The following is a 19,357-nucleotide window of genomic DNA, read 5'->3' on the forward strand; positions in this document are numbered from 1 at the left end:
AGAGGGACAGGGTGAGGGATCAGGTCTTTCCGGAGAGGGCGCACCCCTCACGCCGACCCGCTCCCGCACGGGAGAGGGGGCGGGTCGCGGATCCGGTTCCAGTCCTGCACCGGCTTCGCTCCGCTCGCCACCTCCCGATCGGGGAGGAAGACGCGTTCAGACAGACGGATTCACCCCATGGACGACCACAGCCCCCGCGACGCCGCCGAGACCCCGGCCCCCGGCCCGATCACCGCCCCGGCCAAGCGCGTCTACGAGACCCCGCCGACCGCGCGCCCGATCACGGACGCCGAGGCCGCGCGCGCGGAGAAACTCGCCGCGAACGAGCACATCAAGATCGCCAGCGGCTACCTCCGCGGCACCCTGGCGGACGGCCTCCTGAAGCACGCCACCGGGGCGATCTCGGAGGATGACGGGCAGCTCGTGAAGTTCCACGGGATGTACCTGCAGGACGACCGCGACCTGCGCCCCGAGCGGACCAAGAAGAAGCTCGACAAGGCCTACAGCTTCATGATCCGCCTGCGCATCGCCGGCGGCGTCATCACCCCGAAGCAGTGGCTGATCCTCGACGACATCGCCCGGACCTACGCGGGCGGGGCGCTGCGCGCGACCACGCGCCAGACCTTCCAGTACCACGGCGTGATCAAGTCGAACCTGAAGCGCACGATGGCCGCCATCGACGGCGCGCTGCTCGACACGATCGCGGCCTGCGGCGACGTCAACCGCAACGTCATGGCGGCGACGAACCCCGCTCAGACCGGCGCCCACAAGGCCGCCTACCAGCTCGCCAAGGACATCTCCGACTCGCTGCTGCCCAAGACCAGCGCGTGGCGGGAGATCTGGCTCGACGGCGAGCGCGTGGTCGGCGGCGAGGAGGAGGCCGAGGTCGAGCCGGTCTACGGCCGGACCTACCTGCCGCGGAAGTTCAAGACCGTCGTGGCGGTGCCGCCCTCCAACGAGGTCGACATCTTCGCCCACGACCTCGGCTTCATCGCGATCCTCGACAAGAAGAACCAGGTCACCGGCTGGAACGTGACGGTGGGCGGCGGCATGGGCATGACCCACGGCGAGCCCGACACCTTCCCGCGCACCGCCGACGTGATGGGCTTCGTGAAGCCCGAGGACGCCCTGAAGGTCGCCGAGGCGGTGATGACCGTCCAGCGCGACTGGGGCAACCGCAAGAACCGCAAGAACGCCCGGCTCAAGTACACGATCGAGCGCTACGGCCTCGACGCCTTCCGGGCCGAGGTCGAGAAGCGCGCCGGCAAGAAGCTCGGCGCGCCCAAGCCCTTCACCTTCACGGGCAACGGCGACCGCTACGGCTGGGTCGAGGGCGACGACGGCCGCCACCACCTGACCCTCTACGTGCCCTCGGGCCGGATCAAGGACATCGCGGGCGGCGCGCAGTTCCTCTCGGGCCTGCGCCGCATCGCCGAGGTGCATCAGGGCGATTTCCGCCTCACCGGCAACCAGAACGTCATCATCGCCAACGTCCCGGCCGAGAAGCGCGCCGAGATCGACGCGCTGGTCGACGAGTACGGCCTGACCCGGGGCGCGAGCGCGCTGCGGCGCAGCTCGATCGCCTGCGTGGCCCTGCCGACCTGCGGCCTCGCGCTCGCCGAGAGCGAGCGCTACCTGCCGGACCTGATGACCGAGCTGGAGGAGAGCCTCGCGTCCCACGGGCTCGCCGAGGAGGAGATCACGATCCGCTCCACCGGCTGCCCGAACGGCTGCGCCCGGCCGTTCATCTCGGAGATCGGCCTCGTCGGCCGCGGCCCCGAGCGCTACCACCTCTACCTGGGCGCCGCCCACGACGGCTCGCGGCTCAGCAAGCTCTACCGGGAGGACGTGGCGGCCTCCGAGATCCGCGACACCCTCGACCCGCTCTTCGCCGACTACGCGAAGGGCCGGCAGCCGGGCGAGCATTTCGGCGACTACCTGATCCGCGCCGGCCACGTGGCGCGGACCACCAACGGCCCGGACTTCCACGAGCGGACCGGCGCCCTCAAGCCGGCCACGCTCGGCTGATGAAAGGCCGCGCGCGTCCGGGACGGCGCTTCCGGACGCGCCGGGACCGCGAGGCCGCGGCGGCAGGGTCGCGGGCAGGGTTGCGGAATGCGGGTCGCGGCCCGGCCCCGCCCTGACCGGAGCCGCGCGCCGATCCCGGGCGGCCGGGCCGCGGCGCGAGGGATCCGAGCCCCGGAGGAACTCCCCGCCCATGCGTGGATCCGGACGGCCGTTCCGAGATAACCGGAACCGCCGCCGGAGACCCGGCCGCGCTCGCGCCGGCACGCCCGGTAGATCCCCGCCCTCGCATATCCCCGTCCCAGCGGTGCGCTGTCGTCGCAACCCATCGCCCCCGATGAGAATGAACGTTCATTGACATGAGAATGAACGTTCATTATAAGGGTGGGGCAAACAGGAGCGCGCGATGGCTCTCACACTCGAAGGCCGCTGGTCCGATCTCGATGCCGAGCGTTTCGGCGCCCGCGGCCCGGGCGCCCTCGCCCTCGTCCGCGCCGTCTGCACCCCCGCCAACCTGACCTTCGGCGCCGTCCTGGCCCTCGCCTGGCTGGCCCTGATCAACTGGACGGGCGCCGGCCCGGACGGCTGGCAGGCCCGGATCTGCGCGGACCTGCATCAGGGACCGCAATCCTGCGCCGTCGCCAGCCTGGGCAAGGACCAGAGCCGCGTCGCCCCGGTCGCCGTCACGGCGCAGCCGGGATCGTGACCGTCGCGGCGGACAGGGCGGCGGAGGCCCGCGGCAACCCGTCCGCCCGGCGCGAGCACATCCTCGACGCCGCCGAGACCTGCTTCGCGCGCAACGGCTTCCATCGCACCACCATGCAGGACCTCGCCCGCGAGGCCGCGATGAGTCCGGGCAACTTCTACCGCTACTTCGAATCCAAGGAGGCCCTGGTCCTCGGGCTGGTGGAGCGCGAGCGCGAGCGCGGCACGCTCCTGGTCGCCGAGATGGAGGGCAGCGGCGATCCGCGCGGGACGTTGCTGGGCATCATCGCCCGCTACTTCGCGTCGATCACCCGCGAGGCCGCGACCCTGCGGGTGGAGATCTGGTCGGAATCGACCCGCAACCCGGACATCGCCGCCATGACGGCGCGGACCGAGGCGGAGAGCCGCGACTGGTTCGTGGCGACCCTGGCGGCGCTCGCCACCGCGCCGGGATGCGATCCGGCCGGGCTCTACGCCCTGCTCGCGCCGCTGATGAAGGGGATCGTCGTCGGCCGGGCCGCGCTGCCCGACTACGACGTCGCCGCGGCGATCGCCCAGCTCCACGCGCTCCTCGACGCCGGGCTCGACGGTCGCCTGCCGGCCCCGCCGCTCGCAGGCCGACACGCCGGCCGCTGATCCCGGCACCGCCGCCGCCGCGCCCTCGGGACGCACCGGCGGCGCGCCGGTCGAACCGCCATCGACGATCGCGCGTCGGACACGGCGCGCGGTACGCCGGCCGGTCCGCGTTTCCCCCCTCGCGCGGGCCGGCCGGCCGTTCTCCCGGGCGATCCCGCGCGATCACGCCCGGTCCCCTGACAGACGCGACGGCGTGAGTCGGCCCGCGGCCCGGGATTCAGCCGGTTGCGAAGGGCACGCATTACACACTCTGTAGTTGGCATCTTTGAATGATTTCAAAGCATTGCCCCTCAAAGCGTGCCTTCCGCGCCACATCCGGGCAGAGGATGCGCGCGTCACCCGCGGCTTTCCCGATCGGCGTTGAGAAACGACGGCGTTTGCACTCTAGAAACACCGCACCGCGTCGATACGTCGCTCTTGAGAACGATTTTAAATCATGCCCGCCGCCCGGATCGACGTCGTCGATCGCATCAAATACTGCCGGTCGCGCCTGAATATCTGCAGCACCGGACTCGCGACGTCGCTCCTCCTGCTCGCGCCGACAGAGATCCGCGCGCAATCCGACCCGGCCGCCGACGAGGTCGTGCTCTCCGAACTCAGCGTTGCGGGCACGGGCCCGGTCAGCGAGCGGGCCGACGGTCCCGTCACCGGCTATCGGGCGACGCGCTCGGCGACCGCCACGCGCACCGACACGCCGGTGCGCGACTCGCCGCAATCGATCAACGTCGTGTCCCGCTCGGTGATCACCGACCAGCAGGATCTGCGGCTCACCGATGCCGTGACCAACGTCAGCAACGTGGTTCTCGGCAGCACGGTGCAGGGACGGTCGCAGAACTACCTGATCCGCGGCTTCTCCACCCAGGTCTTCGCCGTCGACGGCGTGCTGGTCGACCCGGCCATCAACTTCTACCCGGTCACACGGGACCTCGTGGACGCCGAGCGCGTCGAGGTGATCAAGGGCCCGGCCTCCGTGCTGTTCGGCCGGGGCGATCCCGGCGGCGTCATCAACATCGTGACCCGCCGGCCCACCTTCGAGCCCACGGCCGACGCGAGCGTGCAGGGCGGCAGCTTCGGCTTCCGGCGGTTCCAGGGCTCCGTGTCGAGCGCGCTGCCCGCCGTCGAGGGCCTCGCCGCGCGTCTCAGCTTCGCCGCCCAGGAGGATCCGACCTTCCGCAATTACGGTGGCGACACCAACCGGCGCGTCTTCGTGGCGCCGGCCTTCAGCTGGACGCCGAGCGCCGACACCCGGGTCTACGTGAACTCGGAATTCACCAACCAGCACACCCAGTACGACGAGGGGCTGGTGGCCTTCCGCGGCCGCGTCCCGCTCGACAACATCGGCCGGTTCTACGGTGAGCCGTCCTCGCGCTACTTCGGCGCGTTCAACACGATCACCATGCGCGCCGAGCACGACGTCAACGAGAACCTGACGCTCCGGCAGGTCATCGCCGGGCAATGGGGCACGTTCGACGTGTTCGCCGCCCGTGCCCTATCGGTCAACAATGCCGGCACGCTGCTGAGCCGGCGCGAAGCCACGGTCAATTCGCGCTTCGCCGCGGTCGACAGCCAGACCGAGGCCGTGATGAAGTTCGACACCTTCGGCTTCGCCCATACGGCGCTCCTCGGGTTCGAGTACTCGAACGGCTTCCGCCACGCCTTCTCCCAGCAGGGCAACCTCGCCCCGGTCAGCTTCCTCAACCCGATGTTCGGCGCGGCCTTCCAGCCGCTCCAGTTCCAGGCCGACCTGAAGCAGAAGCTGGAAGTGTTCGGGCTCTACGTCCAGGACCAGATCGTGCTGGCGCCGGGCCTGCAGCTCGTCGTCGGCGCCCGGTTCGATCTCGGCAGCCAGTACTATTTCAACCGCCAGCCGGCCTCGCGGACCCAGCCGCCCGAGCAGACCCTGTTCGGCGCCTCGCCGCGGGTCGGGCTGATCTACCGGCCGTTCGAGCCGCTGACCTTCTACGCGAGCTACGCCACGTCGTTCCTGCCGCAGACCGCCAGCGTGCTGAACGTGGCGAGCCCCCCGCCCAGCACGGGCGAGCAGGTCGAGGCCGGCACCCGGGTCGATCTCACGCCCGGCCTGACCCTGAGCGCGGCCGCCTTCCAGATCGTCCGGGACAACGTCGCGGCCACCGACCCGCGCAATCCGACCTTCTCCGTCATCACCGGCCAGCAGCGGTCGCGGGGTGTCGAGGCCGACCTGGCCGGCGAGATCCTGCCCGGCTGGAGCATCATCGGCAGTGTCGGCCTGATCGACGCGCGGATCACCAAGGACACGACCTTCGCGGTCGGCAACCGGCTCACCGGCGTGCCGGTGTTCAGCGGCAGCCTGTGGACGACCTACGCGTTCCAGGACGGCCCGCTGCGCGGGCTCGGGCTCGGCTTCGGCGTCACCCATGTCGGCCGACGCTACGGCGACCTCGACAACAGCTTCACCGTGGGCGCCTACAACCGGCTCGACGCGCTCGTGTACTACGATTTCGACGCCCACTGGCGCCTGTCGGTGAACATGCGCAACCTGACGAACGCGCGCTACATCGAGGCGCCGACCAACGCGACCAACAACACCCCCGGGGCGCCGTTCACGGTGCTGGCGACGATCACCGCCCGGCTCTGACGGGCGGGCCGCATCGCCCGAGCGGCCGGGCCCGTCGGGGCGCGGATCGCCGCCCCGCCGTCCGCGCGACGGGGTGGGTGTCATCGAACGCTGGCGCCGCCGGAGGCCCGCCGTCAGGGGCTCGCCGTGCGGACCGCGCCCGCCGGCGCCCCGGCCGCGACGGTCCTGCGGCGGGCGCCGGCGCGGCGGCGCAGGACGTAGAGCGTCAGGCCGGTCGCCGCGAAGCCCGGCATGGCCAGCGCCGCGAGGCAGAACAGCAGCGCGACGAGGTCGCCGAAGAAGCGGCCGCGATGCACCTCCAGGACGTTGTCCAGGAGGCGCCGGCCCAGCGGCGCGTCGGCGGCCCGCTCGGAGGCCAGCAGCGCGCCCGTGGCGGGATCGTAGCGGATCTCGTTGCGGGCGCTCGGCGCGTCGACGCCCTTCGGCAGCCAGCGGATGCGGATCGCCTTCGTGTCGGCGCCCGGCAAAGTCAGGACCGCCGTCCCGGCCTCCGCGCCGGTCCGCGCGCGGAAATCCGCCCAGGCGCGGTCGACGGCCGCGCCGTCGGCGGCGGGATCGGCCGGTTTTCCGGCGGCCCTGCGGCCGGCCGGCTTCGCGGCGTCGGGGGCGCCCACGAGCAGCCGCGTCGCGCCGTCCTTGAACCACGGGTAGGACCACGTCAGGCCGCTCAGCGCGATGACTAGGTAGACCGGCAGGAGCCAGGTCCCGACCACGGCGTGCAGCGACCACCAGCGCGGCCGGCCGGGCCGCGACAGGGCCGGCTTCAGCCAGATCCGCCAGCGGTGGATCCGGGGCCAGCGCAGGTAGAGGCCGGTCGCCAGGAAGGCCAGCAGCGCCAGGGTGCAGGCGCCCGTCACGGTGCGGCCCCAGCCCTTGGACCCGCCGGGCAGCAGCAGCCAGCGGTGCAGGTCCCGCACCGTCGTGAAGGCGCCCTCCAGCCGCACCGGGCCGAGCAGCGCGCCGTCGTAGGGGTCGGCGTAGGCGGCGGGCGGCCGCGCGCGGGTCTCGGGGTCGCGGGCGAAGCGGACGTGGACGCTCGCGCGCGGGTCGTCCGACAGGGTCAGCACGTTGGCGACGCGGCCGCCCGCCTGCGCGTCGATCCGCGCCGCCAGCGCCGCGGGGGGCAGCGCCGTCCGCCCGGCGGGCGCGACCTCGAGCCGGTCGCGGTTGGCGAAGGCGGTGACCGCCTCCTCGTAGCTCATCAGTGCCCCGGTCAGGCCCATCAGGGCGAGGACGAGGCCGGCGGTGAGGCCGAGCGCCCAGTGCAGGCGGAAGAGCAGGGTCCGGAGGGAGGGAATCGGCAGCGTCATGGCGGTGCCGGCTGCCTAGCAGAGTCCGGCCACGCTGACGACGCGGCGGGACGCATGCCCCGCCCGACCGTCCGGCCGTCCCGCCGGTGAGTCTCAGGTGATCGGCGCGGGGTTGAACAGGGTCAGGTCGTTGAACAGCCCCCACCGGTCCGACCAGGGGCGCTTGCGCCCGCTCGCGACGTCGAGGATCAGGTGGAACAGCTCCCAGCCGACCTCCTCGATCGTCGCCGCGCCTGTGGCGATGCGGCCGGCATCGAGGTCGATCAGGTCGGACCAGCGCTCGGCCAGCTCCGTGCGGGTGGCGACCTTGATCACCGGCGCTTGGGCGAGCCCGTAGGGCGTGCCGCGGCCGGTGGAGAAGACCTGCAGGGTGATGCCCGAGGCGAGCTGCAGCGTGCCGCAGACGAAGTCGCTCGCCGGGGTCGCGGCGAAGATCAGGCCCTTCTCGCGGACGCGCTCGCCCGGCGCCAGGACCCCCGAGATCGCGCTCGTGCCCGATTTGGCGACCGAGCCCAGCGCCTTCTCCACGATGTTGTTGAGGCCGCCCTTCTTGTTGCCCGGCGACGGGTTGGCCCGGCGGTCGGCCTCGCCCTTGGCGAGGTAGGCGTCGTACCACGCCATCTCGCGGACCAGCGCCGCGGCGACCTCCGGGCTCTTCGCCCGGGGGGTGAGGAGGTGGATCGCGTCGCGCACCTCCGTCACCTCGGAGAACATCACGGTGGCGCCGCAGCGGACCAGCAGGTCGGCCGCGAAGCCGAGCGCCGGGTTGGCGGTGACGCCCGAGAACGCGTCGCTGCCGCCGCATTGCAGGCCGACGACCAGCTCGGAGGCCGGGCAGGTCTCGCGGGTCCGGCGGTTCAGCACCTCCAGGCGGGCCTCCGCCATGGTCAGGATGCTGTCGATCATGGCCGAGAAGCCGCGGTGGCGCTCGTCCTGCAGCCGCACCACCCCGTCGCCGGCCGCGCCGCTGTCGGGCAGGAGCCGCTCCGAGACGAGCTTCTCGCAGCCGAGGCCGACGACCATGACCTCGCCGCCGAAATTCGGGTTCTGCGCGAGGCTCTGGAGCGTCCGGATCGGCACCACCGCCTCGGGAGCGTTGATGGCGACGCCGCAGCCGTAGGCGTGGGTCAGGCCGACCACGTCGTCGACGTTGGGGTAGCGCGGCAGCAGCTCCTGCTTGATCCGCCGGATCGCAACGTCGAGGGTGCCGGCGACGCACTGCACGCTGATCGAGATCGCCAGGATATTCTTGGTACCCACCGACCCGTCCGGGTTGCGATAGCCCTCGAAGGTGTAGCCCTCGAGCGGGGGCAGGGGGGCCGGCACGCGGGTGGCCATCTCCAGGGCGTCGAGGGCGGGGGCGACCGGCGTCGCGACGCGGGATTCCTCCACCCAGGCGCCCCGCGGGATCGGTTGCGTGGCGATGCCCACCACCTCGCCGTAGCGGCGGACCTCGCCGCCCTCCGGGATGTCGGTGAGCGCCACCTTGTGGCCCTGCGGCACGAACTCGACGAGTTCCAGCCCGTCCGGGAAGACCGTGCCGGCCGGCAGCCCGAAGGCGTTGACCACGATCGCGACGTTGTCGCTGTCGCTCAGGCGGATCGTGCGCGGCACGTCGCCGGCGGCCCCTGCGGCCCCCGCGCCGGCCGGCTGCGGGCGGGTCGGGGCTTCGATCTCGGCCTGCATCGGATGCTCCTTCCGTCTCGCGCCCGTCCGGGCTCCTGTCGGGATCAGGCGGCGTCGCCGACCGCGTGGTTCGCCAGGGCCTCCAGGGCCTTCACCATGGCGGAGTGGTCCCAGGCCGCGCCGCCCTGGGCCACGCAGGCCGAGAACAGCTGCTGCGCCAGCGCCGTGGCGGGCAGGCTGAGGCCGAGCGTCCGGGCGTTGTCCAGGGCGAGGTTCAGGTCCTTCTGGTGCAGGCCGATGCGGAAGCCGGGATCGAAGGTCCGCTCGATCATCCGCGCGCCGTGCAGCTCCAGGATCCGCGAGGTGGCCAGCCCGCCGGTTATCGCCTGCCGCACCTTGGCGGGATCGGCGCCGGCCTTCGAGGCGAAGAGCAGCCCCTCGGCCACCGCCTCGATGGTCAGGGCGACGATGATCTGGTTGGCGACCTTGGCGACCTGCCCCGAGCCGACCGGGCCGACATGCGTCACCGTCTTGCCCATCGCGGCGAACAGGGGCTCGGCGCGCGCGAAGGTCCCGGCCTCGCCGCCGACCATGATCGAGAGCGCGGCGTTCTTGGCCCCGACCTCGCCGCCCGAGACCGGCGCGTCGAGATAGGCGCCGCCCCGCTCGGCGATCCGGGCGGCGAAATCCTTGGTGGCGAGCGGCGCGATCGAGCTCATGTCGATCACGGTCTTGCCGGGCGACAGCCCCTCGGCGACCCCATCCGTCTCGAACAGGACCTGCTCCACGTCCGGGGTGTCGGGCAGCATCAGGATGATCGTGTCTGCGCGCTCGGCCACCTCGGCGGCGGTGGCGCAGGCGGTGCCGCCCGCCGCGAGCAGGGCCTCGGGCACGCTGCGCCGGGTCTTGAGGAACAGGCTGTGGCCCGCCGCGATCAGGTGTCCGGCCATGGGCGTGCCCATGATGCCGAGGCCGATGAATCCGATGTTCATGGGTACGATCCCGTTGCGGAGCTCAGGCGCGGAAGCGGGCGGCGAGCGCCTCGGAGCTGCGGGCGAGGAGCCCCATGTCGGAGCCCACCGCTGTGAAGCGGGTGCCGGCCGCGATGTAGCGGCGGGCCAGCTCCTCGCTCGGCGTGAGGATGCCGGCCTGCTTGCCGGCCCGGACGACCCGGGCGACCGCCGCCTCGATGGTGGCGACCACCTCCGGGTGGCCCTGCTGGCCGACATAGCCGAGGCTGGTGGAGAGGTCGCCGGGCCCGATGAACACGCCGTCCACGCCCTCCACGGCGGCGATCGCGTCCAGATTGTCGAGGGCGCGGCGGGACTCGACCTGCACCGCCACGAAGATCTCGGCCTCGCAGCGGGTGTGGTAGTCCTTGATCCGGCCGAACCGGGCGGCGCGGGGCGCCTGCGAGAAGCCGCGGATGCCGCGGGGCGCGTAGCGCGTCGCCGCGACCACCCGGGCGGCCTGCGCGGCGTCGTCGATGTTGGGGATCATCAGCGACTGGGCGCCGGCGTCGAGGATCCGCTTGATGGTGATCGGGTCGTCGCTCGGCACCCGCACCATCGGGTGCGTGTCGCCCTCCATCATCGCCTGGAGCTGGGCGTAGATGTCCCGGAGGTCGTTGGCCGAGTGCTCCATGTCGAGGAGCAGCCAGTCGAACCCGGCCCCGGCGACCACCTCGGTGGAGATGGGACTGGCGAGGCTGCACCACAGGCCGATCTGCTGGCGCCCCTCGGCGAGGGCCGCCTTGAAGCGGTTGGTGAGGCTGTCCATCACGATCCTCCCTGGGGGCGTCGCGGCGTCTGCGCGCCGTCCGCCCCATCACGCGCAGCCTTCCGCCGCGAGGTCAAAGCCAAACACTGGATCGATCGATGCGGATCGCGCATCGATCGACCGTGCGGGCTCACGCGGGCGGCATCTCGGCCACGATCGAGACCAGCTGGGCGATGAGGGGGTCGTCCGCGTCGCGCCGCCACGCGAGGAGCAGTTCCACCGGGCGCGGCGCCGGCAGGACGAGGGGGCGGAACACCACGCCCTCGAAGCGCAGGCGCTCGGCGGCGGCCGGCACCAGGGCGATGCCGAGCGCCGCCCGGACGAGGGCCAGGATCGAGTGGATCTGCGTGAGCTGCTGGACCGTCGGGGGCCGGATCTCGGCCTCGGCGAGCAGGCCCAGGACGAGGTCGTGGAAGTAGCGCGCCTCGTTGGGCGCGTAGCCGATGAGCGGCTCGCGCCCGAGATCGGCGGGGGTGAGCCCGTCGCGCAGGGCCAGGGGGTTCCCGGCCGGCAGGGCCACCACCAGGGGCTCGGCCAGCGCCCGGACGGCGATCAGGTCCGGGTGCGTCACGGGCGGGCGCACCAGCGCGGCGTCGATCCGGCCGGCGAGCAGCTCCTCGATCTGGTCCTTGCTGACCATCTCGCGCAGCGCGAGCGTCACGTCCGGCAGCGCCCGCCGGAACGCGGTGACGAGGCGCGGCAGGAAGTCGTAGGCCGAGGCCGCCGTGAAGCCGAACTTGAGGACGCCCGCGCGCCCCGCCGCGACCTGCCGGGTGACGTGCGTCGCGGTCTCGGCGAGCCGCAGGATGCGCTGCGCCTCGGGCAGGAAGCTGCGACCGGCGGCGGTCAGCCGGACCGTGCGGCTGGTGCGCTCCAGGAGCTGCACGTCGAGGACGCGCTCCAGGACCTGGATCTGCCGCGACAGCGGCGGCTGCGTCATGTTCAGCCGGGCGGCCGCACGCCCGAAATGCAGCTCCTCCGCCACGGCGGCGAAGCACCGGAGCTGGCTGAAGTCGAACATGAAGGCTCCCTCTCCCGGACCGCGGCGCAGTCGGGCGGGAGCATAAGGCCTTCGCGGCGGCCACGTTGAGATCGCCGCCCTCATCCAATTAGGTAAGGCGGCGGCCTCCGGGCCCGACCGGCCTACGGGGTCACCTCGTGCCCGGCATAGTCGATCCGGCCGTCCGGCCCCTTGGTCCACTCGTAGATGACGTAGTCGGGGCGGGTGAGATCGCCCTTCCCGTCGTAGGCGATCGGGCCGACCACCGTGTCCACCGGCTTGCCCCGGTGCAGCCAGTCGGCGAGCGTCTTCCCGTCGCTGGAGCCGGTCTCGGCCATCGCCTTGGCCAGGACCTGCACGGCCGCGTAGGCGTAGAGCGTGTAGGCCTCGGGATCGATGCCCCGGGCGTTGAACGCCGCCACCACGCCCCTGGCGTTCGGGTTCTTGCGGGCGTCCGGCGCGAAGGTCATCAGGGTCCCGGCCGCGCCCGGGCCGGCGATCTGGACGAATTCCTTGTCGGGGATGGCGTCGCCGCTCATCATGCGGGCGGCGAGGCCCTGATCGCGCATCTGCCGGATGATCAGCCCGGCCTCGGTGTGCACGCCGCCGAAATAGACGACGTCGACGTTGGCGGACTTCATCTTGGAGACGAGCGCCGAGTAGTCCTTCTCGCCCGGGTTGATGCCCTCGAACAGCACCTCCTTGCCGCCCTTGGCCCTGAACGCCTTCAGCGTCTCGTCGGCCAGCCCCTTGCCGTAGGGCGTCTTGTCGTGGACGAAGGCGATCTTCCTGCCCGGGAAGTGCGCGGCCAGGTAGCTGCCCGCCACCGCGCCCTGCTGGTCGTCGCGGCTGCAGGTGCGGAACGTGTTCCACATGCCGCGCTCGGTGAACTTCACGCTCGTGGAGGCCGGCGTGACCTGGATGATGCCGGCGTCGAGATAGACGTCGGAGGCCGGGATCGTGACGCCGGAATTGTAGTCGCCGACGACCATCTTCACGCCGTCGCTGGCGAACTTGTTGGCCACCGAGACGCCCTGCTTCGGGTCGGAGGCGTCGTCGCCGACCGTGACGGTCAGCGTCCTGCCCTTCAGCGTGCCGGCCCTGTTGATGTCCTCGACCGCCTGGCTCACGCCGTTCCGGATCTGGGCGCCGAAAGCCGCGTTCGGCCCGGTCATGGGCGCGGCGACGCCGATCTTCACCGGCGCGCCGCCCTCCTGACCTTGCGCCGCGGTCATGAACAGCAGCCCGGCCAGGCCGGCCATCAATAGTCGCGTCATCTTTCCCCCAAGATGTGGCCGGACAGATCGCCGACGAACGCTGAATTCGGATAGATCAACGCGGATCCCCGCGCGTCGAGTCGCAGATCACCCGGCGCGATCCTGTCGCTCACCTTCACCGGGGTCAAGGTTTGGGGGTGGGCCGAGACGGTCACCGGCGCGGGCGCGCGATCGGCCGGCGGGCGCTCACGGAGCCGTGCGGCGGCCCGAAGGCCCGACGGGTCGGGATGGCGCCGATGATGCATCGGGCCGGCGCATCCGCAGCGAACCGCCGTGACCGATGACCGCCTCCCGTCCCCGCCGCACCCCCAGCCCCGGCCGACCGGGCCCGCGTCCGGGACGCGGCTGATGGGGCCGCGCGCGGACGAGGATCGGGACGGGGATCGGGACAGGGATCGGGGCGAGGGTCGAGACGCGTCGGTGGACTGGGCCGAGCGCCGCCGGATCGCCGAGCAGGGACGGGGCGACCGGGCGTGGTCGCTCTGGGGCCCCTACCTCAGCGAGCGGCAATGGGGGACCGTGCGGGAGGATTACAGCCCCTGCGGCAACGCCTGGGCCGCCCTGACGCACGAGGACGCCCGCTCGCGCGCCTATCGCTGGGGCGAGGACGGGCTGGCCGGGATCTGCGACGAGCGCGGCAACCTGTGCCTGGCCCTCGCCCTCTGGAACGGGCGCGACCGCATCCTCAAGGAGCGGCTGTTCGGCCTGACCAACCAGGAGGGCAACCACGGCGAGGACGTGAAGGAGGTCTACCACTACCTCGACGCGGTCCCGAGCCACGCCTACCTGAAGATGCTGTACCGCTACCCGCAGGCGGCCTTCCCCTACGCGGAGCTCGTCGACGAGAACGGTCGGCGCGGGCGGGAGCAGCCCGAGTACGAGATCGAGGAGACGGGCGTCTTCGACGGGGACCGGTTCTTCGACGTCACCGTGGAGTACGCCAAGGCCGACGCCGACGACGTCCACGCGGTGATCACCGCGCTGAACCGGGGGCCCGAGCCCGCCGACCTCCACCTCGTCCCGCAGCTCTGGTTCCGCAACACGTGGTCGTGGGAGGCCGGGCAGGCGCGCCCGCGGATCGCCCGCGCGCCCGACGGGGGCGCCGTCTGCACCCACGAGCGGCTCGGGCCGTACCGGCTCGCCTTCGACGGTACGCCGGACCTGCTGTTCTGCGAGAACGACACCAACCTGCGGCTGCACGGCGGGCAGCCGGACGCCGCGGGGCCGTTCAAGGACGGTCTCCACGCGGCGATCGTCGACGGCGATCCCGCTTCGGTGCGCCGGGACGCGGGCACCAAGCTCGGCCTGCACTACGCGCTGCGGCTGGCGCCCGGGGAGACCGCCCGGATCCGCCTGCGGCTTTCGGCGGGCCCGCGCGCCCGGGCCGTCGACGACGGGTCCCTGGTCCGCCGCCGGGTGGCCGAGGCGGACGCGTTCTACGAGGAATTGCAGGACGGCATCGCGAGCGCGGATTCCCGCGCGATCTTCCGCCAGGCCGCCGCCGGCCTGATCTGGTCGAAGCAGCTCTACAGCTACGACGTGCGGCGCTGGCTGGAGGGCGACCCGCTCCAGCCGCCGCCGCCCCGGGGGCGCGCGGGCGGCCGCAACGGCCAGTGGCGCCACTTCGCGGCGGCCGACGTGCTGTCGATGCCCGACACCTGGGAATATCCCTGGTTCGCCGCCTGGGACCTCGCCTTCCACTGCCTGCCGCTCGCCCTGCTGGACCCGGACTTCGCCAAGAAGCAGCTCCTGCTGCTCACCCGCGAATGGTACATGCACCCGAACGGCCAGCTCCCGGCCTACGAGTGGGAGTTCGGCGACGCCAACCCGCCGGTCCACGCCTGGGCAGCCTACCGGGTGTTCGAGATCGACCGGGACCGGCGGGGCGGGCGCGGCGACCTCGCCTTCCTGGAAGGCGTGTTCCACAAGCTCCTGATCAACTTCTCTTGGTGGGTGAACCGCAAGGACGCGCAGGGCCGCAACGTGTTCCAGGGGGGCTTCCTGGGGCTCGACAATGTCGGCGTGTTCGACCGCTCGCGCCCGCCCCCGGGCTTCGGGGTGGTGCACCAGGCCGACGGCACCGCCTGGATGGCGATGTACGCGCTGACCATGATGCGCATCGCCCTGGAGCTCGCCCTCCACAACGACGTCTACGAGAGCACCGCCTCCAAGTTCTTCGAGCACTTCCTGCTGATCGCCGAGGCCATGACCGACATGGGCGGGTCGGGCGGAGACGGGCAGGGCTACGGCCTGTGGGACGAAATCGACGAATTCTACTACGACGAGGTCGACATCCCCGGCGGCGGGATGCTCCCCTTGCGGGTCCGCTCCATGGTCGGGCTGGTCCCGCTCTTCGCCGTCGAGGTGATCGAGCCCTCCGTGCTCCACCGGCTGCCGGATTTCGCCCGGCGCCTGAACTGGGTGCTGGAGAACCGGCCCCACCTCGCCCGCCTGGTCTCCCGCTGGACCGAGGGGGGCGTGAAGGACCGCAAGCTGCTGTCGCTGCTGCGCGGCCACCGGATGAAGGCGCTGCTGCGCCGCATGCTCGACGAGGCCGAGTTCCTCTCGCCCTACGGCGTGCGCTCCCTGTCGAAGGTGCACCGCGACGCGCCCTACGTGCTCAACGAGCTCGGCGCCTCCTTCACGGTCCGCTACGACCCGGCCGATTCCACCTCGAACATGTTCGGCGGCAACTCGAACTGGCGCGGCCCGGTCTGGATGCCGATGAACTTCCTCATCGTCGAGGCGCTGCGGCGCTTCCACACCTATTACGGCGACGACTTCCTAGTGGAGTACCCGACGGGCTCGGGCGCGATGCTGACGCTCAGCGCCGTCGCGGACGCCCTCGAGGACCGCCTGATCGCACTGTTCGCCAAGGACGGGACCGGGCGCCGGCCTGCCTTCGGGACCCGGCCGCCGATCGCCCCGGCGCCGGGTGCCGAGGAGCCGCTGCTGTTCCACGAGTTCTTCGACGGGGATACGGGGCGGGGCCTCGGCGCCGCGCACCAGACCGGCTGGACGGCCCTCATCATCAACCTGCTGCGCGACCGGGCACGCCCGCGATAGGCGCGCCCGGCCGGAAGCCGGCCGATCGGGTCAGCAGCTCAGCCGCCGGCCTTCGCGACGCCCGAACACTTTGTAGTGGGCGGCACCCGATTCCATCTGGCCGTTGGCCACGGCGCGGCGGACATCCGGGTTGCAGCGCAGGTACTCGCGCTCGTCGAACCCGTAATTGGCGCGGCCGCGGTAATCGTCCCGGTCGCGGTAGCCGCGGTCCCGGTAATCGTAGTCGCCGCGGTCGCGGTAGCCCCGGCCGCCGTAATCGTCGTAGTCGGGGCGCGGCTGCGCGGAGACCGGGCCGACCACGCCCAGAATGCCGAGGCTCACCGCGGCCGCTGCCAGAATCGCCTTCATCGTACCAATCCTCCCTTGTCGGTGGCCAGAAACGCGTCGGGGCGCGGATGGTTCGATCGCCTCGGACGTGGCACCCCCGGCCAGCCCGAGCCCAGCCTCCGCGACGCGGGAAGCCCGCCTCGCGGCTCTGCCCCGGCCCGCGCCGGGGCGGACGCAGCCCCGGCGCGGATGCGCGTCACATGCGGCGCATCATCTCGCGACGCATCTCGCGGTGGCGCATCTCGCGGCGCATCTCCCGATGCATCATGTGGCGCTCCATCCGGTGGCGCATCATCCGGCGCTCCATGCGACGGCGCATCATGTGGCGCTCGACGGGATCCATCTGGACCGTCGAGACCATGCCGGCGGGCGCCGACACGCCCGTGCCGGGGCCGATCGGCGCGGCGGAGGCCGGGATCGCGACGGCGGAACCGAGAGCCGCCAGCAGGGCAGCGGCAATGATCATTGAACGCACGTGAGGTTTCCTCTCTCGCCGCCCGGGAAGACGGGCGGGCGTTTCCAGGGGACTCGCGGCCGGATCCGCCCGCAATCCCGCCCAGGAAGGCTCGGGCCGCCCGGATGGTTCCCCGGACCGGGCCGCCCCGCCAGGAACGCGCCGGAGCGGTATCGCGACGGGCATCGCGTCGGGCCGGCGGCCGGGCCCCGTGGCCGCCCTGGGTTGGACCGGGCAGGGCACAGGTGATGCACGAACGCATCACCCGGCCGCAAAAGCGAACGGAACCAAGCCGCGGCACGACCGAAGATCAGAGCAACATCTCCGCTGACAATGACTCGAATACACTATCAAGATACTAAGTCTGTAAAATACACGAAGTCAATAAAATATCATTCTCGCATCAACGATTGCATAGTCAGTCAAATTTGAGGAAGTATCTCGAAAATCCACGCTTCAGAATCGAGACATCATGACCTAATCATAAGAACGCATCATGCGAACCGCGCGAGATCAGCAGAAGCTCCGCTTCGGCATCCGAAGCCTTACCGGCGAAGAGACCTTGACGCTCATGCCTTCGACGACGCGCGGCGGGGGACACTACATGTACCGCATCTCGAGTTCTGGACTTCTCCTGTTCCTGCTGTCGCAGACCGCGATGGCGGCGGACCTCCCGCGGCGGGCCCTTCCGCCGGCGGCGACGGCCGTGCCGATCTTCTCCTGGACCGGAGCGCATGCCGGCCTGTTCGCCGGTTACGGGACCCTCGATCGGGCCACGCAGTTCGTCTGCACAGGTCCGGACGGGCAGCCCGGAGCCCGGAACTGCCCGGTCATTCCATCGAAGCGGGCCTCGGACGGGAGCTTCGTCGGCGGCGCCGAGGTCGGCTACGATTGGCAGGTGAATTCCGGCTTCGTCGCCGGCGCCGCCGCGGATTACCAATTCACCCGGCTGTGGGGCTACGATCGCCGCGAGGGCGCCTTTCCGGCCGCGGGCGGCGGCTTCTATCGCCGCAGCGTCGCCCATTCCGGCCAGAGGCTGGACGAACTCGCCACCCTGCGCGGCAGGATCGGCTTCGCCGTCGATCGCACCCTCGTCTACGCCACGGGCGGCCTCGCCGCGGGCACGGTCCGGACCGACAACAACCTGTCGTTGGCCGGCTTCCCGCTGTTCGACGGGCGCCAGGGCGCGGTGCGCATGGGCTACGTGGCCGGCGCCGGCATCGAGCACGCCTTCAGCGAGCACCTCTCCGCCAAGGTCGAGGGTCTCTACTACGATCTCGGCTCCCGGGCGATCCTCCCGGCTCCGTCGTACCCCGTGCTGACCGGCTACCACGCCGGCACGCGGGTCGCGACGGACGGCTTCCTGGCCCGCGTCGGCCTCAACTACCGGTTCGGAGCCGGGCTTCCCACCCTGGCCCCGATCGCGTCGGCAGGCCCGGCCACCTGGGATTTCGAGGGCGGCCTGCGCTACGTCTTCAGCTCCGGGACACCGCGCGAGAAGCTCGGCGACCCCGACGCGCCCGGCCAGCTCAATTCGCGCCTGACCTACAACAACACCCAGGCGCATGCCGGCGAGAGCTTCGCACGGCTCGAGCACAACCCCACCGGCCTGTTCGCCAAGGGCTTCCTCGGCTCGGGCGGCGTCACCGGCGGCCGCCTCGCCGACGAGGACTTCCCGCCCGCCCTGCGCCGCTATTCGAAGACGCTGTCGCCGATCAAGGACGGCGACATCGGCTACGGCGTGATCGATCTCGGCTACGACGTGCTGCGCCGGGACGGGTACAAGCTCGGCGGCTTCCTCGGCTACCAGTTCGCGTCCGAACTGTATAACGGCTACGGCTGCCGTCAGGTGGCAGGCGGGACTCCCTGCGCCAGACCCTACCCGACCAGCATGAAGACGCTGGGCGAGAGCATGCAGTGGAACGCGCTGCGCGTCGGGGTGATCGGCGAAGCGCGGTTCGACCGGGTCCGGCTGAGCCTGGAAGGCGCCTACTTGCCGGTCGTGAGCCTGAGCGGCGTCGACCGGCACTGGCTGCGGCCCGACATCAATCCGGGGCCGGAAGGCGGCCGCGGCGACGGCTACTTCCTGGAGGGGATCATCTCGTACGACCTGACGCCGTCCGTCAGCGTCGGCGTCGGCGGCCGCTACTGGCAGCTCCAGGCCGACAAGGCGCACACGACGGCCTTCCTGTTCTCGCCGCCCAGCCCGATGAAGTTCGAGACCGGTCGCTACGGCGGCTTCGCGCAGCTCTCCTACCGGCTGGCCGATTTCGGCTTCGGCGAGACAGGCGCTCCGGCGGCCCCGATCCGCAAGGACTGATCCAGCCGCCACGTCGCGCCCGAACGCGGGCGCGGCAGGCCAGGGGACGGGCCGCGCCGGCCGTTCGATTCCGGTGCCTCGATATCCCGGTGCCTCGATCCCGGCATCGGCCCCACCCGGCCCGCGGCAGCGACGCCGCGGGGCCGCTCAGCTTGGCCGCGCGGCCGCGTGAATCGGCCGCGACCGGTCGTCGGCGTCCCCGGCAGGTCCGGCCC

The 19,357-nt window shown here is 71.7% G+C and carries 14 protein-coding genes; 6 read left to right on the forward strand and 8 right to left on the reverse strand.

Annotated elements, in window-relative coordinates; translation table 11 throughout:
• Window positions 1-177 precede the first annotated feature (177 nt).
• The 4 genes from LXM90_RS14525 to LXM90_RS14540 all read left to right on the forward strand — a co-directional run bounded on the left by LXM90_RS14525 (window position 178) and on the right by LXM90_RS14540 (window position 5,983).
• Window positions 178-2,028 carry an NADPH-dependent assimilatory sulfite reductase hemoprotein subunit gene (locus LXM90_RS14525; protein ID WP_020093188.1) on the forward strand — a complete coding sequence of 617 codons (1,851 nt, stop codon included), beginning with the start codon at window positions 178-180 and terminating at the stop codon, window positions 2,026-2,028.
• 403 nt (window positions 2,029-2,431) lie between these two features.
• Window positions 2,432-2,731, forward strand: coding sequence for a hypothetical protein (locus LXM90_RS14530; protein ID WP_020093189.1), 300 nt, complete (start codon window positions 2,432-2,434; stop codon window positions 2,729-2,731).
• Entirely contained in the window at window positions 2,728-3,366 is a 639-nt protein-coding gene (locus LXM90_RS14535; protein WP_020093190.1) for a TetR/AcrR family transcriptional regulator, read from the forward strand. Before LXM90_RS14530 ends, LXM90_RS14535 begins: the two co-directional genes overlap by 4 nt.
• Before the next feature lie 436 nt (window positions 3,367-3,802).
• Window positions 3,803-5,983 carry a TonB-dependent siderophore receptor gene (locus LXM90_RS14540; RefSeq protein WP_020093191.1) on the forward strand — a complete coding sequence of 727 codons (2,181 nt, stop codon included), beginning with the start codon at window positions 3,803-3,805 and terminating at the stop codon, window positions 5,981-5,983.
• Window positions 5,984-6,096: 113 nt separating this feature from the next.
• On the opposite strand, the gene LXM90_RS14545 is transcribed toward LXM90_RS14540, so the two are convergent.
• From LXM90_RS14545 to LXM90_RS14570, 6 genes are all read right to left on the reverse strand, one after another.
• A complete protein-coding gene (locus tag LXM90_RS14545) occupies window positions 6,097-7,293 on the reverse strand; it encodes a PepSY-associated TM helix domain-containing protein (RefSeq protein WP_020093192.1) in 1,197 nt (398 codons plus the stop codon).
• Between the two features lie 93 nt (window positions 7,294-7,386).
• On the reverse strand, window positions 7,387-8,979 hold the full coding sequence (gene garD / locus LXM90_RS14550; RefSeq protein ID WP_020093193.1) for a galactarate dehydratase: 1,593 nt from the start codon (window positions 8,977-8,979) through the stop codon (window positions 7,387-7,389).
• A gap of 44 nt (window positions 8,980-9,023) precedes the next feature.
• A complete protein-coding gene (locus LXM90_RS14555; protein WP_020093194.1) occupies window positions 9,024-9,911 on the reverse strand; it encodes a 2-hydroxy-3-oxopropionate reductase in 888 nt (295 codons plus the stop codon).
• A 22-nt stretch (window positions 9,912-9,933) separates the two neighbouring features.
• Window positions 9,934-10,698: an HpcH/HpaI aldolase family protein gene (locus LXM90_RS14560; RefSeq protein WP_020093195.1), complete on the reverse strand. Its 765-nt coding sequence runs from the start codon at window positions 10,696-10,698 to the stop codon at window positions 9,934-9,936.
• A 130-nt stretch (window positions 10,699-10,828) separates the two neighbouring features.
• On the reverse strand, window positions 10,829-11,719 hold the full coding sequence (locus LXM90_RS14565; RefSeq protein ID WP_020093196.1) for a LysR family transcriptional regulator: 891 nt from the start codon (window positions 11,717-11,719) through the stop codon (window positions 10,829-10,831).
• 122 nt (window positions 11,720-11,841) lie between these two features.
• Entirely contained in the window at window positions 11,842-12,975 is a 1,134-nt protein-coding gene (locus LXM90_RS14570; protein ID WP_026604934.1) for a branched-chain amino acid ABC transporter substrate-binding protein, read from the reverse strand.
• 348 nt (window positions 12,976-13,323) lie between these two features.
• Between LXM90_RS14570 and LXM90_RS14575 the strand changes: the two genes are divergently transcribed.
• Entirely contained in the window at window positions 13,324-16,041 is a 2,718-nt protein-coding gene (locus tag LXM90_RS14575; RefSeq protein WP_234080747.1) for an MGH1-like glycoside hydrolase domain-containing protein, read from the forward strand.
• A 30-nt stretch (window positions 16,042-16,071) separates the two neighbouring features.
• Here LXM90_RS14575 and LXM90_RS14580 read toward each other — a convergent pair whose 3' ends face one another.
• Window positions 16,072-16,389, reverse strand: coding sequence for a hypothetical protein (locus LXM90_RS14580; protein WP_020093199.1), 318 nt, complete (start codon window positions 16,387-16,389; stop codon window positions 16,072-16,074).
• A gap of 175 nt (window positions 16,390-16,564) precedes the next feature.
• Window positions 16,565-16,834: a hypothetical protein gene (locus LXM90_RS14585; protein ID WP_020093200.1), complete on the reverse strand. Its 270-nt coding sequence runs from the start codon at window positions 16,832-16,834 to the stop codon at window positions 16,565-16,567.
• A gap of 559 nt (window positions 16,835-17,393) precedes the next feature.
• Here LXM90_RS14585 and LXM90_RS14590 point away from each other — a divergent pair.
• Window positions 17,394-19,142 carry an outer membrane beta-barrel protein gene (locus tag LXM90_RS14590; protein WP_234080748.1) on the forward strand — a complete coding sequence of 583 codons (1,749 nt, stop codon included), beginning with the start codon at window positions 17,394-17,396 and terminating at the stop codon, window positions 19,140-19,142.
• Window positions 19,143-19,357 lie beyond the last annotated feature (215 nt).

The sequence above is a fragment of the Methylobacterium oryzae genome (genome assembly GCF_021398735.1).
Classification (GTDB): Bacteria; Pseudomonadota; Alphaproteobacteria; order Rhizobiales; family Beijerinckiaceae; genus Methylobacterium.